Consider the following 21415-nt stretch of genomic DNA (forward strand, 5'->3'; position numbering starts at 1 on the left):
TCGGGTTGCGTTGTTGTGTCTTGTCTACCCTACGGACCGTCGGCCATGAGGCCACAGGGGAATCAGCTCAACGCCTCGTCAATCAGCTTGCGTTGTTGCTCGTGATGCAGCTTGGCGTAGCCGACAGCCGGCGAGGCTGAGGCTTCGCGTCCGGCGTAGCGCAGCGTTTGGCATTTGGACATGCAGTGCAAGAAGTGATGTTGCGTCGAATACCAGGCGCCCTGATTTTTCGGCTCTTCCTGACACCAGACGATCTCGGTGGCCTGCTCGTAGCGTCGCTGGAGCAGGTTCGAAAGCGCTCGCTCGGGAAATGGGTACAGTTGTTCGACGCGTATGATCGCCACGTCTTGCAGCTCACGCTTGCGCCGCTCCTGCAGCAGATCGAAGTAGACTTTACCGCTGCACAGGATGATTCGGCGCATCTGCCCAGCGCTGAGCGCGTCGATTTCATCGATGACGAGCTGGAATGTTCCCTGGGCGAGTTCGTCGAGCGTCGAGGTCGACAGCTTGTGGCGCAACAGGCTTTTGGGGGTCATGACGATGAGCGGCTTGCGGTAGGGGCGGATCATCTGCCGTCGGAGCATATGGAAGAACTGAGCGGGTGTACTCGGTATGCAAACCTGAATATTTTGCTCGGCCGCCAGTTGCAGAAAGCGCTCGAGGCGGGCCGACGAATGCTCTGGGCCTTGGCCCTCGTAGCCGTGCGGCAGGAACAAAACCAGGCCACAAAGGCGGCCCCATTTGGCCTCGCCGGAGGCGATAAATTGGTCGATTACCACTTGCGCCCCGTTGGCGAAATCACCGTACTGAGCCTCCCAAATGGTCAGGCAATTCGGCTCGGCCGTAGCATAGCCGTACTCGTAGCCGAGCACGGCTTCCTCCGAGAGCAACGAGTCGATGATCGTGAACTCCGCCGGCTCGCGAGGGATCTGCTTAAGCGGTATGTGAGCGGAGCCGTCTTTAGCGTTGTGGAGCACCGCATGACGGTGGAAGAAGGTGCCACGAGCGCTGTCCTGACCGGTCAGGCGTATTCTGTAGCCTTCTTCGAGCAAGCTCGCATAGGCCATGATCTCGGCGAAACCCCAGTCCATGACTAAAGCTCCCGCCGCCATCTTGCTGCGGTTTTGCATTATGGCGGCCACCCGGCGGTTGAGCTCCATGCCTTCCGGTAGCTTATCAAGGCGCTCCTGAAGATGCCGAATGCGCTCAAGCGCCACCCGAGTATCCACTTTGTCGGCCCACTGTTTGTTGAAATAGGAGGGCCAATCCACCAGATAATCGCTGGTTACGCCATGCAGCACATGCGGTGCGACAATTCGTTGCTCGTCGAGCGCATCGCGGTAAGAGTGTTGCATTTGTTGGATCTCTTCTTCGCCGATGATCCCTTCGTCGCAGAGCCGCTCGGCATAAAGCTGGCATACTGGGGGATGTTGCTTGATCTTTTGGTACATAATTGGCTGCGTGGCCGAAGGTTCGTCCGCCTCGTTATGACCGTGCCGGCGATAGCAGACCAAGTCGATTACCACGTCGCGTTTGTATTTTTCCCGATAATCAAGCGCCAGCTGAGTAACGAAGATCACGGTTTCCGGGTCGTCGCTGTTGACGTGGAAAATCGGCGCTTGAACAATTTTCGCCACTTCGGTGCAATAGAAGCTGGAGCGGATATCGAGTGGGTTGCTGGTAGTGAAGCCGATCTGATTGTTGATGATGATATGCACCGTGCCGCCGGTGTAGAAACCGCGTGCCTGGGAGAGCTGAAAAGTCTCCATGACCACGCCCTGGCCGGCAAACGCCGCATCGCCATGGATGAGCACGGAGAGCACCTGGTCGCCGTTATAATCGCGGCGGCGGTCCATCCGGGCGCGAACCGAGCCCAATACCACCGGATCTACGATTTCCAGATGAGAGGGGTTGAAGGCCATTGCCAAATGCAGTGGCTCCCCCGACGTATCCAGATCAGTGGAGTAACCGAGGTGATATTTCACATCCCCGGTGGACGCTTTGCCCAATTTATAATTGCCCTCGAATTCGGCGAAGAGTTCTCTAGGAGATTTGCCTAGAAGATTAATCAATACATTGAGCCGGCCTCGGTGGGCCATGCCCAAAACCAGCTCGGCGATACCCTTTTCACCGGCACGCTGCACGAGCTCATCCAACAAGGGAATGAGGGTTTCGGCGCCTTCCAGTGAAAAGCGCTTTTGTCCAACGTACTTGCTGTTAAGGTATTTCTCGATGCCCTCGGCGGCGACCAAGCGTTGCAGGAGCTGGCGTTTTTTCTCTGCTGCCAGATTGGTCCATCGGCGCGGATTCTCCAAGCGTTCCTGGATCCAGCGCTTTTGAGCCGTGTCGGTGATGTGCATATATTCCGAGCCGATCTTGCCGGCGTAGACTTTGCGGATCAGCTCGACGATCTCCCACAGTGGCAGTTGGTCCTCGGCGAACAGCGACCCCGTGTGGAACGGCCTGTGCTGGTCCGCCTCGCTGAGCCCATGGAAGGCGGGATCCAGGTCGGGGATATCGGGTGACGCCCGCAGCTGCAGCGGATCGGTATTAGCGTGCTGGTGACCGCGCACGCGGTAGGCGTTGATTAGCTGTAGGACAGCGGCCTGTTTCTGGGCGGCCTCTGGCGCCATGGTGGCCGTCGCAGCGGGGCGATGCTGACCGTTGCCGCGGCCGAGCAGTTCGAACTCACGTCGGATTGGGGTGTGGGGGATGTCCTTTTGCGCCTCGGTGTCGCCGGTTTGGAGTCCTTGAAAGTAATGGCGCCACTGCGTATCGACCGACTCGGGATCATGGAGATAGCTCTCATAGAGCGCTTCTATAAAGGACGCGTTGGCACCGTTTAGATAGGAGTTGCGCAGGAGTCTCTCGAAAACACCGTTCATTGGCGAATCACCTGGCGGTTGGACAAGTGAGGCGGAGAATTGGGACAGCTGATCTCGGCGGTCACGGCATGTTCAACGAATAAGCTTATTGTATAAACGCAATTTTGCGTCATTGTGGTTGGATTCCAACTGGTTGCACACTCGGTCGCATACCGGCAAACGGTGACTCGCGAGCTTGCGCACCTGTCAGGATACCTCAATCTTCAGATGATAAATGCAACGGGGCTTGACTGGTTCTCGGGCTTTTGGCAGGCGGTCGTGCCGCAGCCGCCGCTCAGCGCTGGCGGCCGCTGGTTGTGAGGTCGGTATTCGGGTGCGGCGCGAACCGTGCCGATAAGATGAGGCCGATTTCATAGAGCAACCAAATGGGAACCGCCAACAGCACCTGTGAGAGCACATCAGGCGGTGTCAGCAGCATGCCGATCGTGAAGGCGCCGACTATGACATACGGGCGCTGCCCAGCCAGTGTCGCTCGCGTAGTGAGGCCGGTGCGCACTAGTAGAACGGTTGCCACGGGTACTTCAAAGGCGGCTCCGAACGCGAAGAACAGCGTCAACACGAAGCTGAGGTACTCACCGATATCCGTCATCATCGCGACTCCGGGGGGCGTTGCGCGGGCGAAGAATCCGAACAGCAGCGGGAAGACAACAAAGTAGGCGAATGCCATGCCGATATAGAACAGCGTCACGCTGGAGATCAGCAGTGGCCATAGCAGACGGCGTTCGTGACGGTACAGACCCGGCGCGACGAATGCCCAAACCTGATAGAGAATGTAGGGGATGCAGATGAAGAAGGCCATCACCAAGGCCAGCTTCAAGGGGATAAGAAATGGTGTGGCCACCTGGGTGGCAATCATGTGCGCATCCGGTGGCAAAACGGCGCGCAAGGGTCCGGACAGCCAAGCATAGAGAAGCTCGCGTATGGGATAGAGGCCCAGGAAGACCACCAGCACCACGCTGAGCATGCGCAGGATGCGACTGCGCAGCTCAAGCAAATGCGAGATCAACGGCCGCTCGGTATCTTCCTGCCGCGAGTGCTTTTCGTTGGTCATTGCCGCGTGTTTCGGCCGGTATGATCGGGTTCGTCGTGATCGGTGTTCAGTTGGTCGCGCAAGCTCGGTGTCGCGCCGGTAGTGGTTCGAGAATACCCTTGCCGAGCGCTTGCCTCCATCTCGCGCTGCAAGGCGCGTTGAGTTTCGCGCAGCCCCTCGGCATTGATCTCGCGCTCTACTTCCTCACGCACCGAATAAAATGCCGCTCGCGCTCGCCCGATCCATAACCCGACGGTCCGTGCCAGCCTGGGCAGACGTTCGGGTCCCAGCACGATAAGCGCGATCAATCCAATGACGAACAGTTCCCAGAAGCCGACGTCAAACATGGTTACAGCAACCCTCCAGTGATGGGGCGCCGTTACGAGGGGGGATGCTCTTCGCGGGCTTTTCGAGCGTCGCTGCTGTTCGGCTGGGATTCGGTCGAGTCGCGCAGGGAGATCCGCGGGGATTCGTCGCTGCGCTCAGCGTGCCGTTCGGTTTGGCCCTCGTCGAGGGCCTGTTTGAAGCCGCGAATCGCTCCACCGAGATCCATGCCGATGTTGCGTAGCTTCTTGGTGCCGAACAGCAACATCACGATCGCCAAGATCAGTAGCAACGACCAGATACTGATTCCACCGAAGCCCATTACTGCCTCCGCGCCGAAGCGCTTTTATCATCATTTCGCGCCGCTTTCTCCTCGATTCCGGAGGTGCCGAAGCGACGTTCCAGCTCATCCAGCACCGCCTGTGGGTGCAAGTTACTGTGAGCTAGCATGACCAGTGTATGGAACCACAGATCTGCGGTCTCATGAATGATTTGCTCGCGCTCACCTGATTTCGCCGCAAGTACGGTTTCGAAGGCTTCCTCCCCGACTTTCTTGAGGATATGGTCGCCTCCTTTGCAATATAGGTGAGCGACATAGGAGGTGGTAGGATCGGCCCCCTTACGGCGTTCGATGATTTGTGCCAGCCGTTCGAACGTATCGACCATCGTATGACTCAGCTTGAGTAGATATCCTGCGGATCCCGCAGCACCGGCTCTACCGTGTTCCAGCGCGCTTGTTCATGGCGCGTGGAGAAGCAGCTGCGCCGGCCGGTATGACAGGCGATACCGCCTATTTGCTCGACCCGCAGCAGCAAGGTGTCACGGTCGCAATCCGTCCGTATCTCGCGTACCTTTTGAATGTGTCCCGATTGCTCACCCTTATGCCACAGTCGTTGCCTGGAGCGCGACCAATAAACCGCTTCCCCGAGTTCGACGGTCCGGCTCAGCGCTTCGCGATTCATCCAGGCCAACATCAGCACTTCGGCACTGCAATGATCCTGCACGATTACGGCTATCAGAGCGTCGGCGTTCCAACGCAGTTCCTCGAGCCAGGCCTCACTCATCGGCGCACCTCGATGCCGTGCTCCGCCAGGGCGGCTTTCGCCTGTTGTATCGTGAACTCGCCGAAATGAAAAATGCTCGCTGCCAGCACGGCATCCGCCAAGCCAAGCCGCACACCGTCGATCAGATGCGCTAGACTACCGACGCCGCCGGAGGCGATCACCGGCACCCCGGTGCCCTCGGAGACCGCCCGTGTGAGCTCCAAATCGAAGCCGAGCTTGGTGCCGTCGCGGTCCATGCTGGTAAGCAGGATCTCGCCTGCCCCGGTTTCGGCCATGCGGCGGCACCAAGCGACGGCATCAAGGCCGGTAGGCCGGCGCCCGCCGTGGGTGTATACGCCCCAGCGCCGGGGTTCACTCGCTTCGCTCACCCGTTTGGCATCCACCGCCACTACGATGCACTGGCTGCCGACCCGTGCGGCCGCCTCGCTGACCAGCTGTGGACGTTCGACGACCGCGGTATTGATGGCGACCTTGTCGGCACCGGCGTTGAGCAGCCGGCGGATGTCGGCCAGAGTGCGGATGCCGCCGCCGACGGTGAGTGGAATGAACACCTCGCTTGCCACGGCCTCGACTACGTGCAACATGGTATCACGCTGCTCGTGACTGGCCGTGATGTCCAAAAAGACCAACTCATCGGCACCGGCGCGGTCGTACTCGCGAGCAATGGCGACCGGATCGCCGGCATCACGCAGATCGACGAAACGCACGCCTTTGACCACGCGTCCGGCATTCACATCAAGGCAGGGAATGATCCGCTTCGCCAACCCCACGATCGCCGTATTCCTCCTGCTATGAATCGGTGCGCTGCGCGACCGCAGTCAAGGCCTCGCGCAGGTCGATAGCGCCTTCGTATAGAGCCCGTCCGATGATGGCACCGGCGATGCCATCGTCGGCCGCAGCGCAAAGATCATGGACGTCGGCCATCGTGCACACGCCGCCGGAGGCAATCACCGGAATGCTGACTTCCCGGGCGAGCATGCGGGTGGCCTCCACGTTGACGCCCCGCATCATGCCGTCGCGGCCGATGTCGGTGAACACCACGGCTTCCACTCCGGCCTCCTCGAAGCGTTGCGCCATCTCCGCTGCGCCACGCGATGAAACCCGTGCCCAACCGTTCGTTGCTATCATGCCGTTTTTGGCGTCGAGACCGACGATGATATGGCCCGGAAACTCCAGGCAGGCGTTATCGACGAAATAGGGCTCACGAACGGCCTGGGTGCCGATGATCACGTAATCGACCCCGACATCCAGATAGGTCTGGATCACACTGAACGTTCGGACACCGCCGCCGACTTGGATTTCGACCTCCGGGAAGCCCTCGGCGATGCGCCCGATGATATCGGCATTGACCGGAAAACCCGCCACAGCGCCGTTGAGGTCGACGATGTGCAGGCGGCGTCCGCCGGCTTCCACCCAGCGCTCGGCGATGGCGATGGGATCGTCGGAGAAAATGGTTTCGTCATCCATCCGACCTTGGCGGAGCCGTACGCATTTCCCGTCCTTGATGTCAATGGCGGGGATGAGCAGCATGTTGGCCTCAATAACGATTTTGGACGTATCCGTCCCAGCGAATGAAATTTTCCAGCAGCCGCAACCCCGCTTGCTGGCTCTTTTCAGGATGAAACTGAGTCGCGAAGATGTTATCTCTTCCGATCGCGGCAGCGAACGTGGCGCCGTATTCGGCTTGCGCGAGCACAAGGTGCTCATCGGCAGGCGCTACGTAGTAGCTGTGCACGAAGTAGAACCACGCGCCTACTTCGATGCCTTCCCACAAGGGATGTTCGCGCATCCGACACAGGCTATTCCAGCCCATGTGCGGTATCTTGAGTCCTGGGTGTGCGGCGGTCAGATGGCGAAAGTGACGGACGGAGCCCGGCAAAAAATCCAAAGCCCGAACCCCCTCGTTCTCTTCGCTGACGCTCATGAGCGCCTGCATGCCCATACACACTCCGAGAAAGGGGCGCTCAGCGGCGGTTTGGCCGAGCACGTCGATCAGTTCGTTGCGCTGCAGCGCGGACATGCAGTCGCGGACGGCGCCTTGTCCAGGAAAAACCACTCGCTCGGCGTGTGCTACGGTCTCAGCATCGGCCGTGACTACAATACTCTGCGCTCCTACATGTTCCAGAGCCTTGGCCATGGAACGCAAGTTGCCCATGCCATAGTCGATTATCGCGACCCCGGTCATTGTTCGCTCCCGTAATCGACCGCCCCTGGTCAGCGCCTAAAGCAGGCCTTTGGTCGACGGTGTGATCCCCGCAAGCCGTGGATCCGGCTCGCAGGCCATTCGTAACGCCCGACCGAAGGCCTTGAAGACGGTTTCCGCAATATGATGGGCATTGCGCCCGCACAGGTTATCTATATGCAGGGTCATGGCTGCATGATTGACCAGCCCCTGGAAGAACTCCCGCAACAGATCGACATCGAAGCGGCCGATGCGCGCTCGAGGATAATCCACATTGTACTCCAGTCCCGGGCGTCCGGAGAGATCCAGCACGACTCGCGATAGGGCTTCATCGAGCGGGACATAGGCGTGACCGAAGCGGCGGATGCCGGTTTTGTCGCCGATCGCCCGGCTCAACGCCTGTCCCAATACGATGCCGACGTCCTCTACCGTGTGGTGCGCGTCGATGTGGAGGTCTCCGGTAGCCTGGATGGTGAGGTCGATCAACCCGTGACGGGCCACCTGATCCAGCATGTGCTCCAGGAACGGGACGCCGATGGCGAGTTGACGATCGCCACGGCCGTCCACGTTGATGGAGACGCGGATTTGGGTTTCAAGGGTATTTCGCTCGACGGTTGCAGTGCGATCTGCCATATAGTGCAGCCACCCCTCATTCGGTCCGGCGGAGGATACCACGGGTGACCGGACGGTGGGAGTTGGTCGGCCTGCGACATCAGACTGCCGGTGGGACTTGCAGCCAAAAGGTCACGGGTCCGTCATTGATCAGGCTCACCTGCATGTGGGCGCCGAAGCGACCCGCTGCCACAGCACCGTGCTCGGAGCGAGCGCGGTGCAACAGATATCCGAACAGCGCCGAGCCCGACTGGGGTGTCGCAGCGGGCGTAAAGCTGGCGCGCGTTCCCTTGCGGGTGTCGGCGACGAGCGTGAACTGTGGCACGAGCATAAGGGCGCCCGCTGTCTCCCGCAACGAGTGCTCCATGCGCCCTTCGGCATTGTCGAACACCCGGTAGCCGAGCAGCCGCTCCAGCAATCGTTCAGCCTGCGTACGGGTATCGCGGCGCTCGATACCGATCAGCACCACCAGTCCGGGCCCGATCCGGCCAACACAGGTGCCGTCGACATGGACGGCCGCCTCGGTGACCCGTTGCAGCAGCCCAATCATCGCCCTACCTACAAAAGTTGTCAGAAAAATCCTACACGAAGTATCAGCACCACCCGACAGTCTGTACTGATTATCGGTGGCACTATGGAACCTCGGAATAGCGTTGCCTTGTAGTATACGTGACTTCAGGGAAGACGCCGCAAACAAAAAGAAACACAGGGATGCCGCGCGATCTTAAGAAGATAAGGATGCTCCTCCGCTCAGGAAGAGGATAAGCGCGCAGATCACCTCCAGCCAAGTGAACCTATCATGCCGGCGCACGGATTGCGCCGGTTTTTTTGTCCTTGGCCGCCGCGCCTTGCGGATCAGGGTTCAACGCTCCAGCCGTCGGATAAATACCCTGAGCTCCCGCACCACCTGCATATCGCCGTGGCGCTCAGCCACTGCCAAACCCTGACGGTATGTCTCTAATGCCTCCTCTGGGCAGCCGGTCTCGGCAAGAAGGCGCCCGAGTCCTTTCCAGGCAGCCGAATAGTTCGGGTCCAACCGAACCGCTTCCCGTAAATGGCGTAGCGCGGTCTCCCGTTCCCCGCGACGTAGATACGCATTGCCCAGCGTTAGCCGCAGCATTGCACTATCCTGGCCACGGGCGAGCATCTTCTCTAAGGCATCGATATCCATAGCTTGAACATTACCGCCATCCTGTTATTTAAGGCCAATTCCCAATAGCAAGTGCTGACCTTCCGGTCCGCCCGGGCGCCGCCCGGCAGGCGAGCAAGGGGGGGTGGCCACCACCGACCGGCCATTTTAATTGTCAACCGATCGGAAAACCCGAGTCGCACCTCATGACTCCCCGCGCAGCTTCAGAAAATCGTAACTTCTCATTAAGTCCGGAAGTCCGGGCAAGAAGACATTGAAGAGAGTGGTTCGTTGCTTACCATCAACAATAAGCGCTTGATAATTTTGCATTTAATGCACGACCGTAATCTTACCTCCGCCACCCCACACACATTACGCCCGGACTTAATGAGAAGTTACGGAAAATCGAGGGGAGCCTGGAAAGCTTGAGCAAGTCTAGTATAATTATAGACACAGATACTTAAATATATTAATTGCGGAATCAGCCTGTTGTATTCGGGTGAGGGGATGGTTTTTTTGGTTGGATGATATAGATCGGGGGGGCAGCTACCGATCTTTTAGAAAATCCGATTTTGAAGTCGGTAACAGCATTGATCAAAAAATCAATTTCTAACGCAGGATCAATTTCTAACACACCACAGGGGAGGATATTGATCATGAGTTGGAATACGGTTCAAGGAGATTGGCAGCGGCATGTAGGACAGGTGCGGATACTATGGAGCAGGTTGACTGAGGGCGAGCTGCAAGAGATCAACGGCCGCCGGGAGAAGTTGATTGATAAGATTCATGAAAGATACCAGGTTCCTAAGGATTTGGCGGACGAGCAAGTCAGGATATTTGAGAATCGATTCGATGAACCCAACCCCAAGATCGAGCGGGAAAAGAGAGGCGAGGAAATAGTCCCTGGCCCTGGAAAGGCATTGGGCTCGGACGCCGGCACATGATATCGGGGTTAGCCGATATTGAGACTGCTTAAAAGAATATTGATTTGAGGCAAATTTAGATCATTCGTCATAGTTGAGAAGCCTGTCCCGCATCGGTAGCCGGGCAGCAGGTTTCTCAACTATATAAGTTAGCGACGCCAGAAGGCGGGAAGAAAGAGCACCAGTACGGTGAAAATTTCGAGGCGTCCCATTAGCATAGCCAGCGAGAGCAGCCACTTGGCGGTATCGCTTATGTTGGCGAAGCCACCGCTGACCGAGCCGAAAGCGATGCCGAGGTTGTTGATGCAGGCAACGACGGCGCTGAAGGCTGTGAGTTGATCGAGGCCTGTGCACAAAAGTGCCAGTAGAAGGAGCGCGAAGACGGCCATATAAGTGGCAAAAAAGCCCCACACAGCGGTGGTGATGTGCTCGTCCACGCCCCGGTTGCCGAGCTTGACCATGAACTGGCCCTGAGGGTGAATGAGCCGCAACATCTCGCGATAGCCTTGTTTGAACATGAGCAAAAAGCGTATAGCTTTGACTCCGCCGGCCGTAGACCCGGCGCAGCCGCCGATAATGCTGATGAGCATCAGCCATACCGGCAGGAAGCTCGGCCAAGTGGAATAGTTCGCCGTAGTCAGGCCGGTGCTGGTAGAAAAACTGACTACCTGGAAGGCCCCGTGGCGTAATGCATCCACTAAAGAGTTCGCGCCGTAGCCGTATAAAGCGGCGCTGACGACAGCGATGCTTCCCAGGCTGATCAGCAAATAATAAAGGAACTCCGGATCCGTAAAATAAAGGCGCAGGCTGCGTCGGCGCCAGGCACTGAAGTGCAGTGCAAAATTGGCCCCGCCAATGAACATAAACGCCACGCCCAACCAGTGGAGTACTGGTTGCTCGTAATAGGCTATGCTGGCGCTGTGCGGCGCAAACCCTCCGGTCGATACAGTGGAGAAGCTGTACGCGATGGCATCGAACAGCGTCATTCCGCCGGCCCAATAAGCCAGGGCGCAGGCCAGCGTCAGCCCGAGATAGATGTACCAGAGCGCTTTCGCCGTTTCGGCGATGCGCGGTGTGAGCTTGGCATCCTTGATGGGGCCCGGGGTCTCGGCACGGTAGAGCTGCATGCCGCCGATGCCGAGCATGGGGAGGACGGCAACCGCGAGCACGATAATGCCCATCCCGCCGAGCCAATTGAGTTGCTGGCGGTAGTAGAGGATGGAGGGGGGCAGTAAATCGATTTGCGCCAGCACACTTGCGCCGGTGGTCGTCAGCCCGGACATGCTCTCGAAATAGGCATCGGTCAGCGACATGTGGGGGTGTTCGGCAAACATCAGCGGTAACGCTGCGCAGCCGGCCAGCACGGCCCAAAACAGGGTGACGATGAAGAAACCGTCGCGTGAACGCAGATCTCGGTGGCGGGTGCGCATAGGTAACCACAGCCCCGCACCGATTCCGAGAATGGCGAAAAAAGCAATAAGAAAAGAGCCGAGGGCGCCATCTTGCGTCCATAGCGAAATGCTGATGGGTGGCAGCATGGTGGCGCTGAACACCATCATCAGCATTCCGAGGATCCGCTGGATGACATCGAAGTGCATCGATAGCTGGCTCTTAAATAAAGGTCACGCCGACCTGGAACAGCCGCTCCACCTCATCGATTCGGCTTTTGTCCACCAAGAACAAAATGACGTGATCTTCGGGTTCGATGACAGTGTCGTGGTGTGCCATGAGCACTTCCTCGCCACGCACGATCGCACCGATGGTGGTGCCGCGCGGCAGTTTGATCTCCTCGATGCGCCGGCCAACTACCCGAGAACTGGACGCATCGCCGTGGGCGACCGCCTCGATCGCCTCGGCTACGCCGCGGCGCAGACTATGTACATTGACCATGTCACCGCGGCGGATATGTGCGAGCAGGCTGCCTATGGTCGCTTGTTGAGGTGAAAAGGCGATATCGATGCCCTCGGTTGATTGCACCAAGTCTACATAGGCGGGCCGATTGATCAGCGCCATGACCGTGCGTGCGCCAAGCCATTTCGCCAGCATGGCCGAGAGAATGTTGGCTTCGTCGTCGTTGGTTAAGCCACAGAAAATATCGGTATTCTCGATGTTCTCCTCCAGTAACAGGTCTTCGTCGGCCGCATCGCCGCATAGAATTATGGTTTTTTTCAGCTCCTCGGATAGAAGATGGCAACGCCGCTGATCGTGTTCGATGATCTTGATCTGATAGCGTCCCTCCAAAGATCCGGCCAACCGCTTGCCGATGTTACCGCCACCGGCGAGTATGATGCGCTTGACTGGCTTTTCCAAACGCCTGAGCTCGCTCATCACGGCGCGAATGTTTTTTTTCGCAGCCACGAAGAATACTTCGTCGTTCGCTTCGATAATGGTGTTACCTTCCGGAATAATGGCTCGCCCACGCCGAAAAATCGCTGCGACTCGAGCGTGAACCCCTGGCATATGCTCTTTGAGCGTACTGAGTTCATGACCGACTAAAGGCCCCCCATAGTAGGCGCGCACGCCCACCAAACGGACCTTGCCATCAGCGAAATCCAGGACTTGTAGAGCGCCGGGGTGCTCGAGTAACCGCCTGACGTATTGGGTAACCAACTGTTCTGGGCTGATCAGTACGTCGATCGGCAACGCCTCCGGCGAGAACAGCTGCGGGCAACTCAAGTATTCCATGGCACGAATGCGAGCGATTTTGGTCGGCGTATGGAACAGTGTATCGGCGACCTGGCAGGCGATCATGTTGGTTTCGTCACTATCGGTCACGGCAATGAGCATGTCCGCATCGTCCGCGCCGGCGCTCGCCAAGATGGTTGGATAAGTGCCACTACCCACGATCGTCCTGAGGTCGAGCCGATCCTGGAGCTCCTGCAAGAGCTGCGAGTTGAGGTCGATGACAGTGATGTCGTTGGCTTCGCTGGTCAGCTCTTGCGCAACTGTCCGACCAACCTGCCCTGCACCGAGGATTATTATTTTCATAAAGACATAAGGCACATCAACGTTGTTAGCGTGATCATGGTCGGGTACCGTGTGACCCGGCCAATGACGCTTCGCGCGGGTTCAAGCGCTTTCCTTCGGATCGATTCCGAGCGCGCGCAGCTTGCGATAAAGATGCGTGCGTTCCATTCCGGTGAGCCGTGCCAGCCGGGCGACGCTGCCGGCGGCACGCTTGAGTTGATGTTGCAGATAGAGACGCTCGAACTCCTCGCGCGCCTCGCGCAACGGCCGGTCCAGCGACAAGTTTGGCAAGTTCGTGGCGGCATCCATCTCAGCGATCTGTGCGGAGGTGGTGAGGGCGTTGTCTATCTCGGATACCGTGATTTCCAAGCACTCGCCAAGAATCAACAAACGTTGCACCAAATTGCGCAGTTCCCGCACATTACCGGGCCAGGTGTAGTTGCGCAGCCGGTTTTGGGCCGCCACGTTGAAGCGACGATAGGGCAGACTTTGCTGCTCTACCAGATGGTTCACGTAGAAGTTAAGCAGGTCGGGGATGTCTTCAATGTGCTCGCGCAGCGGCGGTATATGCACCGGTACGACATTGAGATGGTAATAAAGATCCTCGCGAAAGTGACCGGCGCGTACCACTGCGGCGAGATTAAGGCGCGTCAGGGCGATAATGCGGGTTGTCAAAGGCTGGGATCGGCTGCCATCGATACGCTGAAACTCCTGTTTTTCCAGTGCCGATACCAGCCGGATCTGGGCCTCCGGCTCGAGATCGGCTACTTCATCCAACACTAAGGTTCCGTTGCTAGCCGCTTCCAGACGACCGGGTGTGTCTTCGTAGCCGAACAGCTCCACAGCCGCTTTTTCGCCGGCGAACTCGATTAGCGGCCCCCGTCGGCGCTCGCTCAGTGCATGTAGGTAGCGGGCAAAACACGTCTTGCCGCTGCCGGGCTCACCGCTGAAAAGAACCCGGCTCTCGCTTGCCGCGAGGCGCCGGACTTGCTTCCGCAATTCCTCGAGCTGATGACTGTGGCCTACGGGCTTTAGCGGTTCACCCGCCCCCGGCGGGCTGCTCTGCGCCGTCTTCCCCGCGCTGTCGGCAAGAGCTTGGCGGACAGTTACAAGCAACTTGGCCATCGACAGTGGTTTTTCGATGAAGTCAATGGCCCCGAGCCGGGTAGCTTCCACCGCTGTCTCTACGGTACCGTGCCCGGAGATCATCACCACCGGGCAACGGTTTGCGTCGTTTTCGCTCCACTCTTTGAGTAGAGTGACGCCGTCTTCGTCGGGCATCCAAATATCGAGTAGGATCAGATCGGGGCAGCGCCGCCGTCGCGCTTCTCGGGCAGCGGCGGCGTTGCCCGCCGTCGCTACTTGGTAGCCTTCGTCCTCCAGGATCTCCTTTACCAATTGTCGAATATCCGGCTCGTCGTCAACGACCAGAACATACGCTGCATTCATAGAAATGCCTCTTTGCTGGTCTTGGCGCGGCGTGGAGATCGGACCCGGCGGTGATCTGGCACCGGGAAGCGGACGATGAGCTGAGCACCCAGCCGTGTATTGTGTGCGGAAATGCGCCCATGGTGTTCTTCGACAATCCGCTTGACGATCGGCAGGCCGAGCCCGGTTCCTTTCGGTTTGGTAGTGACGTAGGGCTCGAAGATCTGATTAAGCATATTTTGGGCGAAGCCCGGCCCATTGTCGCTCACTACCAGCTCCACTGCCTCGGTAGCGCGACCTTCATCCAGGCGGGTGATTATAGCAACCCGACAAGGGCGATCGCCTGGGTTCGCTTCCAGGGCGTTGCGGATCAGGTTGTTCAGCAGTTGGCGCAAGCGTCCCATGTCGGCACATAAGGTCGGTAGATTGTGGGAGAGCATAAGCTCGAATTCGGGCTGATCCGGGTGGCCGCGATAGAGCTCTACCGCATCTTGGATAAGTGCATTGAGGTCCAGTGGCCGGATCTCCAGCCTGGGTGGCCGCATATACTCTGAGAACGCCTTGACCATAGCCTGCATATTATCCACTTGCGCAATGATGGTTCGGGTCGCCCGCTCGAGTACCTCCGCATTCTGTGCATCGGCTCGCGCCAGGTACTTATGGCGGATGCGTTCGGCGGAGAGGCGGATTGGCGTCAGCGGATTGCGGATCTCATGAGCTAGGCGCCGAGCTACTTCACTCCAGGCGGCATCACGCTGTGCCTGAATCAAAGCCGTGACATCGTCGAAGACGATCACGTGCCCCCCGGAGGCCATATCAGCCGGCAGTGCAGCGCCGCTGCAGATGAGCACTCGGCGGCCCTCCGCGGTGTTCAGAGTCAGCTCCTCGCGCCACTCGGCCATGCCGCTAGCCATGCGTTCGGCGACCAAATCCGCGAATGGGGCAACACTCGCATGGGTCCGCGCTATTGCAATCAACGGCCTGCCTATGCTGTCGGCTAGATGCACTGTTAGGATATGGTCCGCCGCCTGATTATGAGTGCGCAAAATGCCTTCATGGTCAACTGCCAGCACACCAGAGGAGAGCCGCCCGAGAACCGTCTCGAGATAGGCGCGTTGCGCTTCGGCTTGTGTCTGACCCTGGCGCGCCGCGTTACGAGCTAGGGCTACACGGCGGCTCATATCGTTGAAGGATTGAACCAAGAAGCCGAGTTCGTCCTTTCCTGCCGAAGGCAGTTGTGTCCCATAGTCACCTTGTGCCAAGGCTCGGGTACCCTCGACCAGGCCGCTGATGGGTGCGACCAGCCGTTTTGCAAGAAAAAACGCCGACCAGACGGCGAACAGCAATGACAGCAGCAGGATCAGTGATAGGGTAAGAATAAAACTGTCTTTGAGTGGGTCACGAAGATAGGTGATTTCGCGGTAATCGCCGAATGCCCGCTGGACATCACCGGCCAGGATTCCGAGGTGTGGCGAGATCGGGAAGAGCGCCTGGAGGATGCGGCTGTTCTGAGGGTTGCTCGGATCGGGGGCTGGGATAACCGCGTAAATTTGTAAGCCTGAGTTGTCGATCGGGTCCAGCCCAACATAGGGGCGGCCTTGACGCAACTGCAGGAGGATCTCCTTTTCGGGGCGGCGGGGAAGAATCGCGGCTGGATCCTGGCTGCTTGAGGCGATGATGCGCCCGTTGTTACCAAGCAGCGTTAACTCGGATGCCTCTATCCGCTCCCGTAGATCGCCGAGGGTAAGCGCCAACATGCCGTCCGGCATATCGATGAGTTGGCGTCTGGCCGACTCGACGCGTTTCAGTACATCGCGCATGCGTAAATCCAGCGAGGCCTGAGAGAGCTTGAGCGCGTTATTCAGTGCCTCTTCCACGCGGATATCAAACCAGCTGTCGATGCCACTGCGCAGGAACTGCATGGAAAAGGCGTACACGACTGTGCCGGGGACGACCGCAAGCACCAAGAACAGCAACAGCAGCTTTGCTGTGAGACGGCTGCCGGTGCGCTTCGCGCGAAACGCCACGATCAGTCGCCAGAGGTTGTGGCCGATCAATCCCAGCAGCGCTATCAACCCTACGGTATTGAATAGCAGCAGCCAGCTGTAAAGGCGGCCGAAGCGGGCGGAGTTCTCCGTGGCCGCCGTGAGCAGATACAGCGATGCCAGAAGCAGCACGCACAGCCCGATTCGGACCGTGCCTTCACGCAGTAGCAGTCGCTTCACGATCCGAGCTGCCATTGCTGCCAATCGCTTACCAGCCGCCATTCCGGCGATAAATAAATGACTGTGCGCAACGGTTGGGGTAAGGCATCGAGATCCAACCGGGCGCGGGCGCGGACTCGATATTGCTGCGGTGCTTGCAATAGTTCGGCGTCAATTACCGGCAGCCTTTGGATGTTGCCGAGTTCCACCAACATGGTCTGCAGGCGACGGAAGCTGCGCGTCTCGCCGCTGTTGATAGCGGTGAGCATATAGCGCTGGCTCAAGGCATGGTACTGCAAACGATAACGTTGGGTTAGCTCCGCGACCACCTCGTCTAACCACCCCCACGACCACCAGCGGGGTCGGATGACCTTGATCTCCAGTTCCACGTATAACGGCACGCCATTGTCCAGCGCCTCCTGCGCGGCCTCGCTCAAATGATACTCCACCTCGGCATCGAGATAATAAACGCCCTCCTGCAGGGAGATGGCGCCGGCACGGATGCGGAACTCGCCATCCGCTCCGGCGCTGGCCAGCGTCGTTACCAGCGCCAGTAGGAAAGCGAGCAACTGCGCCCGGGTATTGCACCGGAAATACGACGTCGCGGTTGTCAATCTTTTTCCAGGCACGCGTAGTAAAACCCGTCCATGTCCCGCTCTCCGGGCAAGATCTGGTGACCGAACTGGAGCGCGCGCCCCAGCGGGATATCGGGCGCGCGGACGAGGGCATCCCCGTGCCCCCGCAGGAACGACTCGATGACCGCATCGTTTTCGGCCCGCAACACGGAGCAGGTAGCATAGATCAGCCTACCGCCGCTGCTCAGCAACGGCCAGAGCCGGTTGAGCAAGCGCTGCTGGGTGGCGGCGAGCGCCGGCAGGTCACTAGGACGACGCAGCCACTTGATGTCGGGATGGCGGCGGATGACCCCGGTGCCCGAGCAGGGTGCGTCCACCAGGATACGATCGAAGGTCAACCCGTCCCACCAGCTTGCGGGGTCTGTGGCGTCACCGACCAGGAGGTTCGCCTGCAGACCAAGCCGTGCCAGATTCTCCGCTACTCGAGTCAAGCGTTGCGCATCGATATCCAACGCCGTTAGCGTTACCTCCGCCTGCTCCAGGATATGAGTCGTTTTGCCGCCTGGTGCAGCGCAGGCGTCGAGCACACGCTGCTTCGGCCGTAAGGCTAGGAGCATAGCGGCGAACTGCGCGGCGGCGTCTTGCACCGAGACCTCGCCGTCAGCGAAGCCCGGTAGCTCGGTGACCGGTAGCGCTCGACTTAGCATTATCGCTTGGGGCAGTTCCGTGAGGTGCGCGCCGGTAAGCGAAACGGCACTCAATTGCGCCAACCAGGCATCGCGGTCGCGCCGGCGGCGATTGATTCGCACCGTAAGCGGCGCGCGCGCATTGCTTGCCTGCACCAGTGACTGCCAATCGGACGGCCAATCCGCGCGCAGCCACTGCAGCAACCAGGGCGGCATGGCATGGCGGGTAGCGCAATCAAGATCTACCGCCTGGAGCCGATTAGCGCGCTCGCGCTGGAAGCGTCGCAGGACGGCATTGACCCAGCCGGCTGCCCAACTCTTACCCAGTGCCCGCGCGGTGTCCACCGTGGCCGAGACGGCTGCATGCGGCGGTATCTGTGTGTACATTAATTGGTATAGGCCGAGCTCGAGAAGCAAGGTGAGATCGCGGTCGCGGTTGCGTGGGCGCTGTTCCAACAGGTTAAGCACCAACGCCTCCAGCCGGGAGTGCCAGCGTAGTACTCCATAGCAAAGCTCCTGACAGAGCGCACGGTCACGGCTGTCCTGTAGTGCGGCTACGGAATCCGCTAAGGCATTGGGCAGGGTGCGGCCGTGCGCCAGGACATCTTGCAAGGTTTGCACAGCCGCCCGGCGTGATGATGTGGCGGGGCTGGGGCGTCGACCAGGCACGGGCTTAGCCCAGACGGTCATGAGGGGAGAGTGGATAACCGTTGAGAAATGCCTTAGCGTGCTGGCGCTGACGGCCCGGGATCTGTAGCTCCTCTATGCGCAGCAGTCCCTCGCCAGTGGCCACATCGATGCCGGCGTCGCCGGCCTCTACGATGCTGCCTGCGGCGGCGAGCGGTGGCGTGGTGGTCAGCGCCCGGGCCAACCACACTCGAAGGATACGCCCGTGGTGTTGGGTGTATGCGACAGGCCAAGGATTGAAGGCTCGGATCCGGCGGGCAATCTCCGTGGCTGGACGCTGCCAGTCGATGACGGCCTCCTCCTTGTGTAGCTTCGCGGCATATGTGGCCTCGGTTGGGTTTTGGGTCTGTGGCTCGATCTCACCGGCCAGCCAGTGTGGTAGGGTGGCCGTGATGAGTTCGGCTCCCAGCTCAGCAAGCCGATCATGGACGCTGCCACCGGTGTCGTCCGCCTGAATCAGGCAGTCCCGTTGAGCTAGGATGGCGCCGGTGTCCAGGCCGGCATCCATGCACATGATGGTGACCCCCGTTCGGCGATCGCCGGCGGCGATCGCCCGTTGTATAGGGGCCGCGCCACGCCAGCGCGGCAGCAGCGAGGCATGGATGTTTAAACATCCCAGCGCTGGGATCGCCAATACTTCCGGCGGCAGGACCAGCCCGTAGGCCGCGACCACAATAAGCTCCGGAGCCAACTCCGCGAGCTCTGCTTGCGCTGCGGCGTGGCGCAGGCTCTGCGGCTGATATACGGGCAGGTTGTAAGCCTGTGCGGCTGTTTTGACGGGGCTCGGGCGCAACCGCCGGCCTCGGCCGGCGGGTCGATCCGGCTGTGTGTAGACGCCGATCACTCGCTGTGGACCGCGACTCAGCCGCTGCAAGGCGGGTACCGCAAATTCCGCCGTGCCCGCGAAGACGATCAGCGGGGCATCGCTCATCGAGGGGGCGACTCAGATCACCCGTTGTCTCGGATGCGCCGGCGACGTACCTTGACGTGCCTGCTTCTCCAGCTTCTTACGCAGGCGCTTGCGTTTGAGCTCGGAGAGGTAATCAACGAAGAGCTTGCCCTCGAGATGATCGATTTCGTGTTGAATGCAAACCGCCAGTAAGCCGTCGGTTTCGAGCTCGAACGGCTCGCCGCTGCGATCTTGGGCGTGTACCTTCACCCATTCGGCACGACGCACCGTATCAAAATAGCCGGGCACCGACAGACAGCCCTCTTGCATCTCCTCCTCGCCCTTGCGTTCCAGGATCTGCGGGTTGATGAAGGCGAGCGGCTCGTTCTTGGCTTCGGTGATGTCGACCACTAGGACACGCCAATGTATGTTCACCTGGGTGGCGGCTAGGCCAATGCCGGGGGCGTCGTACATGGTCTCGAAGAGATCGTCCACCAAGCGGCGTACCTCGTCGGTCACCTTTTCGACCGGTTGTGCCCGAATGCGAAGTTGCGGATCGGGATAATGCAGGATATCCAAGATTGCCATATTTGATCCGTTGCGATTGGCGACCCTTCATTGCTAATCTGGGCGCTGATTACTTGGACGTAAACTATAACGAACTCAACTCGGTTGCCGCTACTATGGATAGGGCCTCAAACAGGGAACGTCGATGCTCATCAAAAACGCGTTTGTTTGGGTACTGTGCACTCTGCTCATGCTCACCTCCCCGCTCATGGCCGCCGCGCTTCCGCTTAAGCAGGGACACCCGAGCCAGTATACCGTACAGCCCGGTGATAATCTGTGGGATATCTCGGCCCGCTTTCTGAAAGACCCTTGGTACTGGCCTGAGATCTGGTACGTTAACCCGGCTATCGAAAACCCACACCTGATCTATCCGGGCGATGTAATCAAGTTTACCATGGTTGGCGGTAGACCCCGGCTCGTGGTCGAACGGCAAGGCGGCACTATAAAGTTGTCACCCGAGGTTCGAGTGAAAGAGCTGGAAGAGGCCATCCCTGTCATTCCGATCAGTGTCCTGCGGCCGTTTCTTACCGGCGATCGTATGGTTTCGGCCGAACAATGGCGCCAAGCGGCCCACATTGTGGCCGCCGCGGACGAGCACGTGATGGGCGCACAGGGGGATTCGATCTACGTGCGCAGTCTCGGCCAGGATAGGACGAATCGTCTATACGGTATTCTGCGCAAAAGAGGGCCGTTGGTGGACCCGGAAAGCGGAGCGGTGCTCGGCTATCAAGCCACCCACGTCGGCGATGCTGTGTGTAGGTCAAGTGGTGAGCCTGCAACGTGTACCATTAGCCGCAGCAATCGTGAGGTGTTGCCGGGAGATCGTTTGCTGGGCGTAGAAGAAAAGGCGCTCAGGGGTCGTTTCTACCCTCGCCCCCCGGCGCAAGCGGTCGAAGGAGTAATCGTTGCGGTCATGGGCGGTGTCTCACAGATCGGTCAATATAATGTAGTGGCCATCAACCGTGGTGAGGCACAAGCTCTCAAACCCGGTGACGTGTTGCTGGTCTACAAACCGGGACGGGAAGTGGTCGACCACTTCGACGGGCACCTTGATCGGGTGGAGTTACCGGACGAACGGGCGGGGAGCATGATCATTTTTCGTACGTTTCCCCAGCTGAGTTTCGGCTTGATCATGGAGGCTACCCGTGCCATGAGTGTTCATGATCGGGTCCGCAACCCCGCTGTCCAACTGCCGCTGCAGCGCGCCAGCATGACGGCGCCGCTCTAGCCGTATAAGCCGACGGTGTCGGCGCGTATTCCGTC

At 59.3% G+C, this 21415-nt stretch carries 22 protein-coding genes; 2 read left to right on the top strand and 20 right to left on the bottom strand.

The window, feature by feature from the left end:
- Positions 1-62: 62 nt before the first annotated feature.
- The 12 genes from NB231_RS10805 to NB231_RS10860 all read right to left on the bottom strand — a co-directional run bounded on the left by NB231_RS10805 (position 63) and on the right by NB231_RS10860 (position 9268).
- Entirely contained in the window at positions 63-2885 is a 2823-nt protein-coding gene (locus NB231_RS10805) for a 2-oxoglutarate dehydrogenase E1 component (protein ID WP_005002671.1), read from the bottom strand.
- Positions 2886-3159: 274 nt separating this feature from the next.
- Positions 3160-3936, bottom strand: a complete 777-nt coding sequence (tatC, locus tag NB231_RS10810; RefSeq protein ID WP_005002672.1) for a twin-arginine translocase subunit TatC — start codon at positions 3934-3936, stop codon at positions 3160-3162.
- Positions 3933-4262: a Sec-independent protein translocase protein TatB gene (gene tatB / locus NB231_RS17825; protein WP_005002673.1), complete on the bottom strand. Its 330-nt coding sequence runs from the start codon at positions 4260-4262 to the stop codon at positions 3933-3935. Before tatB ends, tatC begins: the two co-directional genes overlap by 4 nt.
- A gap of 32 nt (positions 4263-4294) precedes the next feature.
- Positions 4295-4561 (bottom strand): Sec-independent protein translocase subunit TatA, encoded by a 267-nt coding sequence (locus tag NB231_RS10820; protein WP_005002674.1) that lies wholly within the window; start codon positions 4559-4561, stop codon positions 4295-4297.
- Positions 4561-4905, bottom strand: coding sequence for a phosphoribosyl-ATP diphosphatase (locus NB231_RS10825; protein ID WP_005002675.1), 345 nt, complete (start codon positions 4903-4905; stop codon positions 4561-4563). Before NB231_RS10825 ends, NB231_RS10820 begins: the two co-directional genes overlap by 1 nt.
- A gap of 8 nt (positions 4906-4913) precedes the next feature.
- Complete coding sequence (gene hisI, locus NB231_RS10830) at positions 4914-5303, bottom strand: phosphoribosyl-AMP cyclohydrolase (RefSeq protein ID WP_005002676.1); 390 nt, start codon at positions 5301-5303, stop codon at positions 4914-4916.
- On the bottom strand, positions 5300-6073 hold the full coding sequence (gene hisF / locus NB231_RS10835) for an imidazole glycerol phosphate synthase subunit HisF (RefSeq protein ID WP_005002678.1): 774 nt from the start codon (positions 6071-6073) through the stop codon (positions 5300-5302). Before hisF ends, hisI begins: the two co-directional genes overlap by 4 nt.
- A gap of 19 nt (positions 6074-6092) precedes the next feature.
- Positions 6093-6833, bottom strand: coding sequence for a 1-(5-phosphoribosyl)-5-[(5-phosphoribosylamino)methylideneamino]imidazole-4-carboxamide isomerase (hisA, locus tag NB231_RS10840; RefSeq protein ID WP_005002679.1), 741 nt, complete (start codon positions 6831-6833; stop codon positions 6093-6095).
- A gap of 7 nt (positions 6834-6840) precedes the next feature.
- On the bottom strand, positions 6841-7488 hold the full coding sequence (gene hisH / locus NB231_RS10845; protein ID WP_005002680.1) for an imidazole glycerol phosphate synthase subunit HisH: 648 nt from the start codon (positions 7486-7488) through the stop codon (positions 6841-6843).
- Positions 7489-7524: 36 nt separating this feature from the next.
- Positions 7525-8118, bottom strand: coding sequence for an imidazoleglycerol-phosphate dehydratase HisB (gene hisB / locus NB231_RS10850; RefSeq protein ID WP_005002681.1), 594 nt, complete (start codon positions 8116-8118; stop codon positions 7525-7527).
- 79 nt (positions 8119-8197) lie between these two features.
- On the bottom strand, positions 8198-8647 hold the full coding sequence (gene dtd, locus NB231_RS10855) for a D-aminoacyl-tRNA deacylase (protein ID WP_005002682.1): 450 nt from the start codon (positions 8645-8647) through the stop codon (positions 8198-8200).
- 312 nt (positions 8648-8959) lie between these two features.
- Positions 8960-9268, bottom strand: coding sequence for a tetratricopeptide repeat protein (locus tag NB231_RS10860; RefSeq protein ID WP_005002683.1), 309 nt, complete (start codon positions 9266-9268; stop codon positions 8960-8962).
- A 614-nt stretch (positions 9269-9882) separates the two neighbouring features.
- Between NB231_RS10860 and NB231_RS10865 the strand changes: the two genes are divergently transcribed.
- Entirely contained in the window at positions 9883-10170 is a 288-nt protein-coding gene (locus NB231_RS10865; protein WP_005002684.1) for a CsbD family protein, read from the top strand.
- A gap of 128 nt (positions 10171-10298) precedes the next feature.
- Here the strand turns inward: NB231_RS10865 and NB231_RS10870 are convergent, their stop codons facing one another.
- The 8 genes from NB231_RS10870 to def form a co-directional block, all read right to left on the bottom strand.
- Positions 10299-11747, bottom strand: coding sequence for a TrkH family potassium uptake protein (locus NB231_RS10870; protein ID WP_005002685.1), 1449 nt, complete (start codon positions 11745-11747; stop codon positions 10299-10301).
- Positions 11748-11760: 13 nt separating this feature from the next.
- Positions 11761-13137, bottom strand: a complete 1377-nt coding sequence (trkA, locus tag NB231_RS10875; protein WP_005002686.1) for a Trk system potassium transporter TrkA — start codon at positions 13135-13137, stop codon at positions 11761-11763.
- 81 nt (positions 13138-13218) lie between these two features.
- Entirely contained in the window at positions 13219-14565 is a 1347-nt protein-coding gene (locus tag NB231_RS10880) for a sigma-54-dependent transcriptional regulator (protein WP_005002687.1), read from the bottom strand.
- Positions 14562-16769 (bottom strand): sensor histidine kinase, encoded by a 2208-nt coding sequence (locus NB231_RS10885; protein ID WP_332247701.1) that lies wholly within the window; start codon positions 16767-16769, stop codon positions 14562-14564. The genes NB231_RS10880 and NB231_RS10885 overlap by 4 nt, the downstream gene beginning before the upstream one ends.
- The gene (locus NB231_RS10890) at positions 16766-17362 is read right to left on the bottom strand and encodes a DUF4390 domain-containing protein (RefSeq protein WP_005002690.1); all 597 of its coding nucleotides are present in this window, start codon (positions 17360-17362) and stop codon (positions 16766-16768) included. The genes NB231_RS10885 and NB231_RS10890 overlap by 4 nt, the downstream gene beginning before the upstream one ends.
- Positions 17359-18699, bottom strand: coding sequence for a 16S rRNA (cytosine(967)-C(5))-methyltransferase RsmB (rsmB, locus tag NB231_RS10895; RefSeq protein WP_050756095.1), 1341 nt, complete (start codon positions 18697-18699; stop codon positions 17359-17361). The genes NB231_RS10890 and rsmB overlap by 4 nt, the downstream gene beginning before the upstream one ends.
- Positions 18683-19627, bottom strand: a complete 945-nt coding sequence (gene fmt, locus NB231_RS10900; protein WP_005002693.1) for a methionyl-tRNA formyltransferase — start codon at positions 19625-19627, stop codon at positions 18683-18685. Before fmt ends, rsmB begins: the two co-directional genes overlap by 17 nt.
- A 12-nt stretch (positions 19628-19639) precedes the next feature.
- Positions 19640-20173: a peptide deformylase gene (gene def / locus NB231_RS10905; protein ID WP_005002694.1), complete on the bottom strand. Its 534-nt coding sequence runs from the start codon at positions 20171-20173 to the stop codon at positions 19640-19642.
- Between the two features lie 124 nt (positions 20174-20297).
- On the opposite strand from def, the gene NB231_RS10910 reads away from it, so the two are divergent.
- The gene (locus NB231_RS10910; protein ID WP_005002695.1) at positions 20298-21380 is read left to right on the top strand and encodes a LysM peptidoglycan-binding domain-containing protein; all 1083 of its coding nucleotides are present in this window, start codon (positions 20298-20300) and stop codon (positions 21378-21380) included.
- Positions 21381-21415 lie beyond the last annotated feature (35 nt).

Origin of the sequence: Nitrococcus mobilis Nb-231 (assembly GCF_000153205.1) — a bacterium.
Lineage (GTDB): Bacteria > Pseudomonadota > Gammaproteobacteria > Nitrococcales > Nitrococcaceae > Nitrococcus > Nitrococcus mobilis.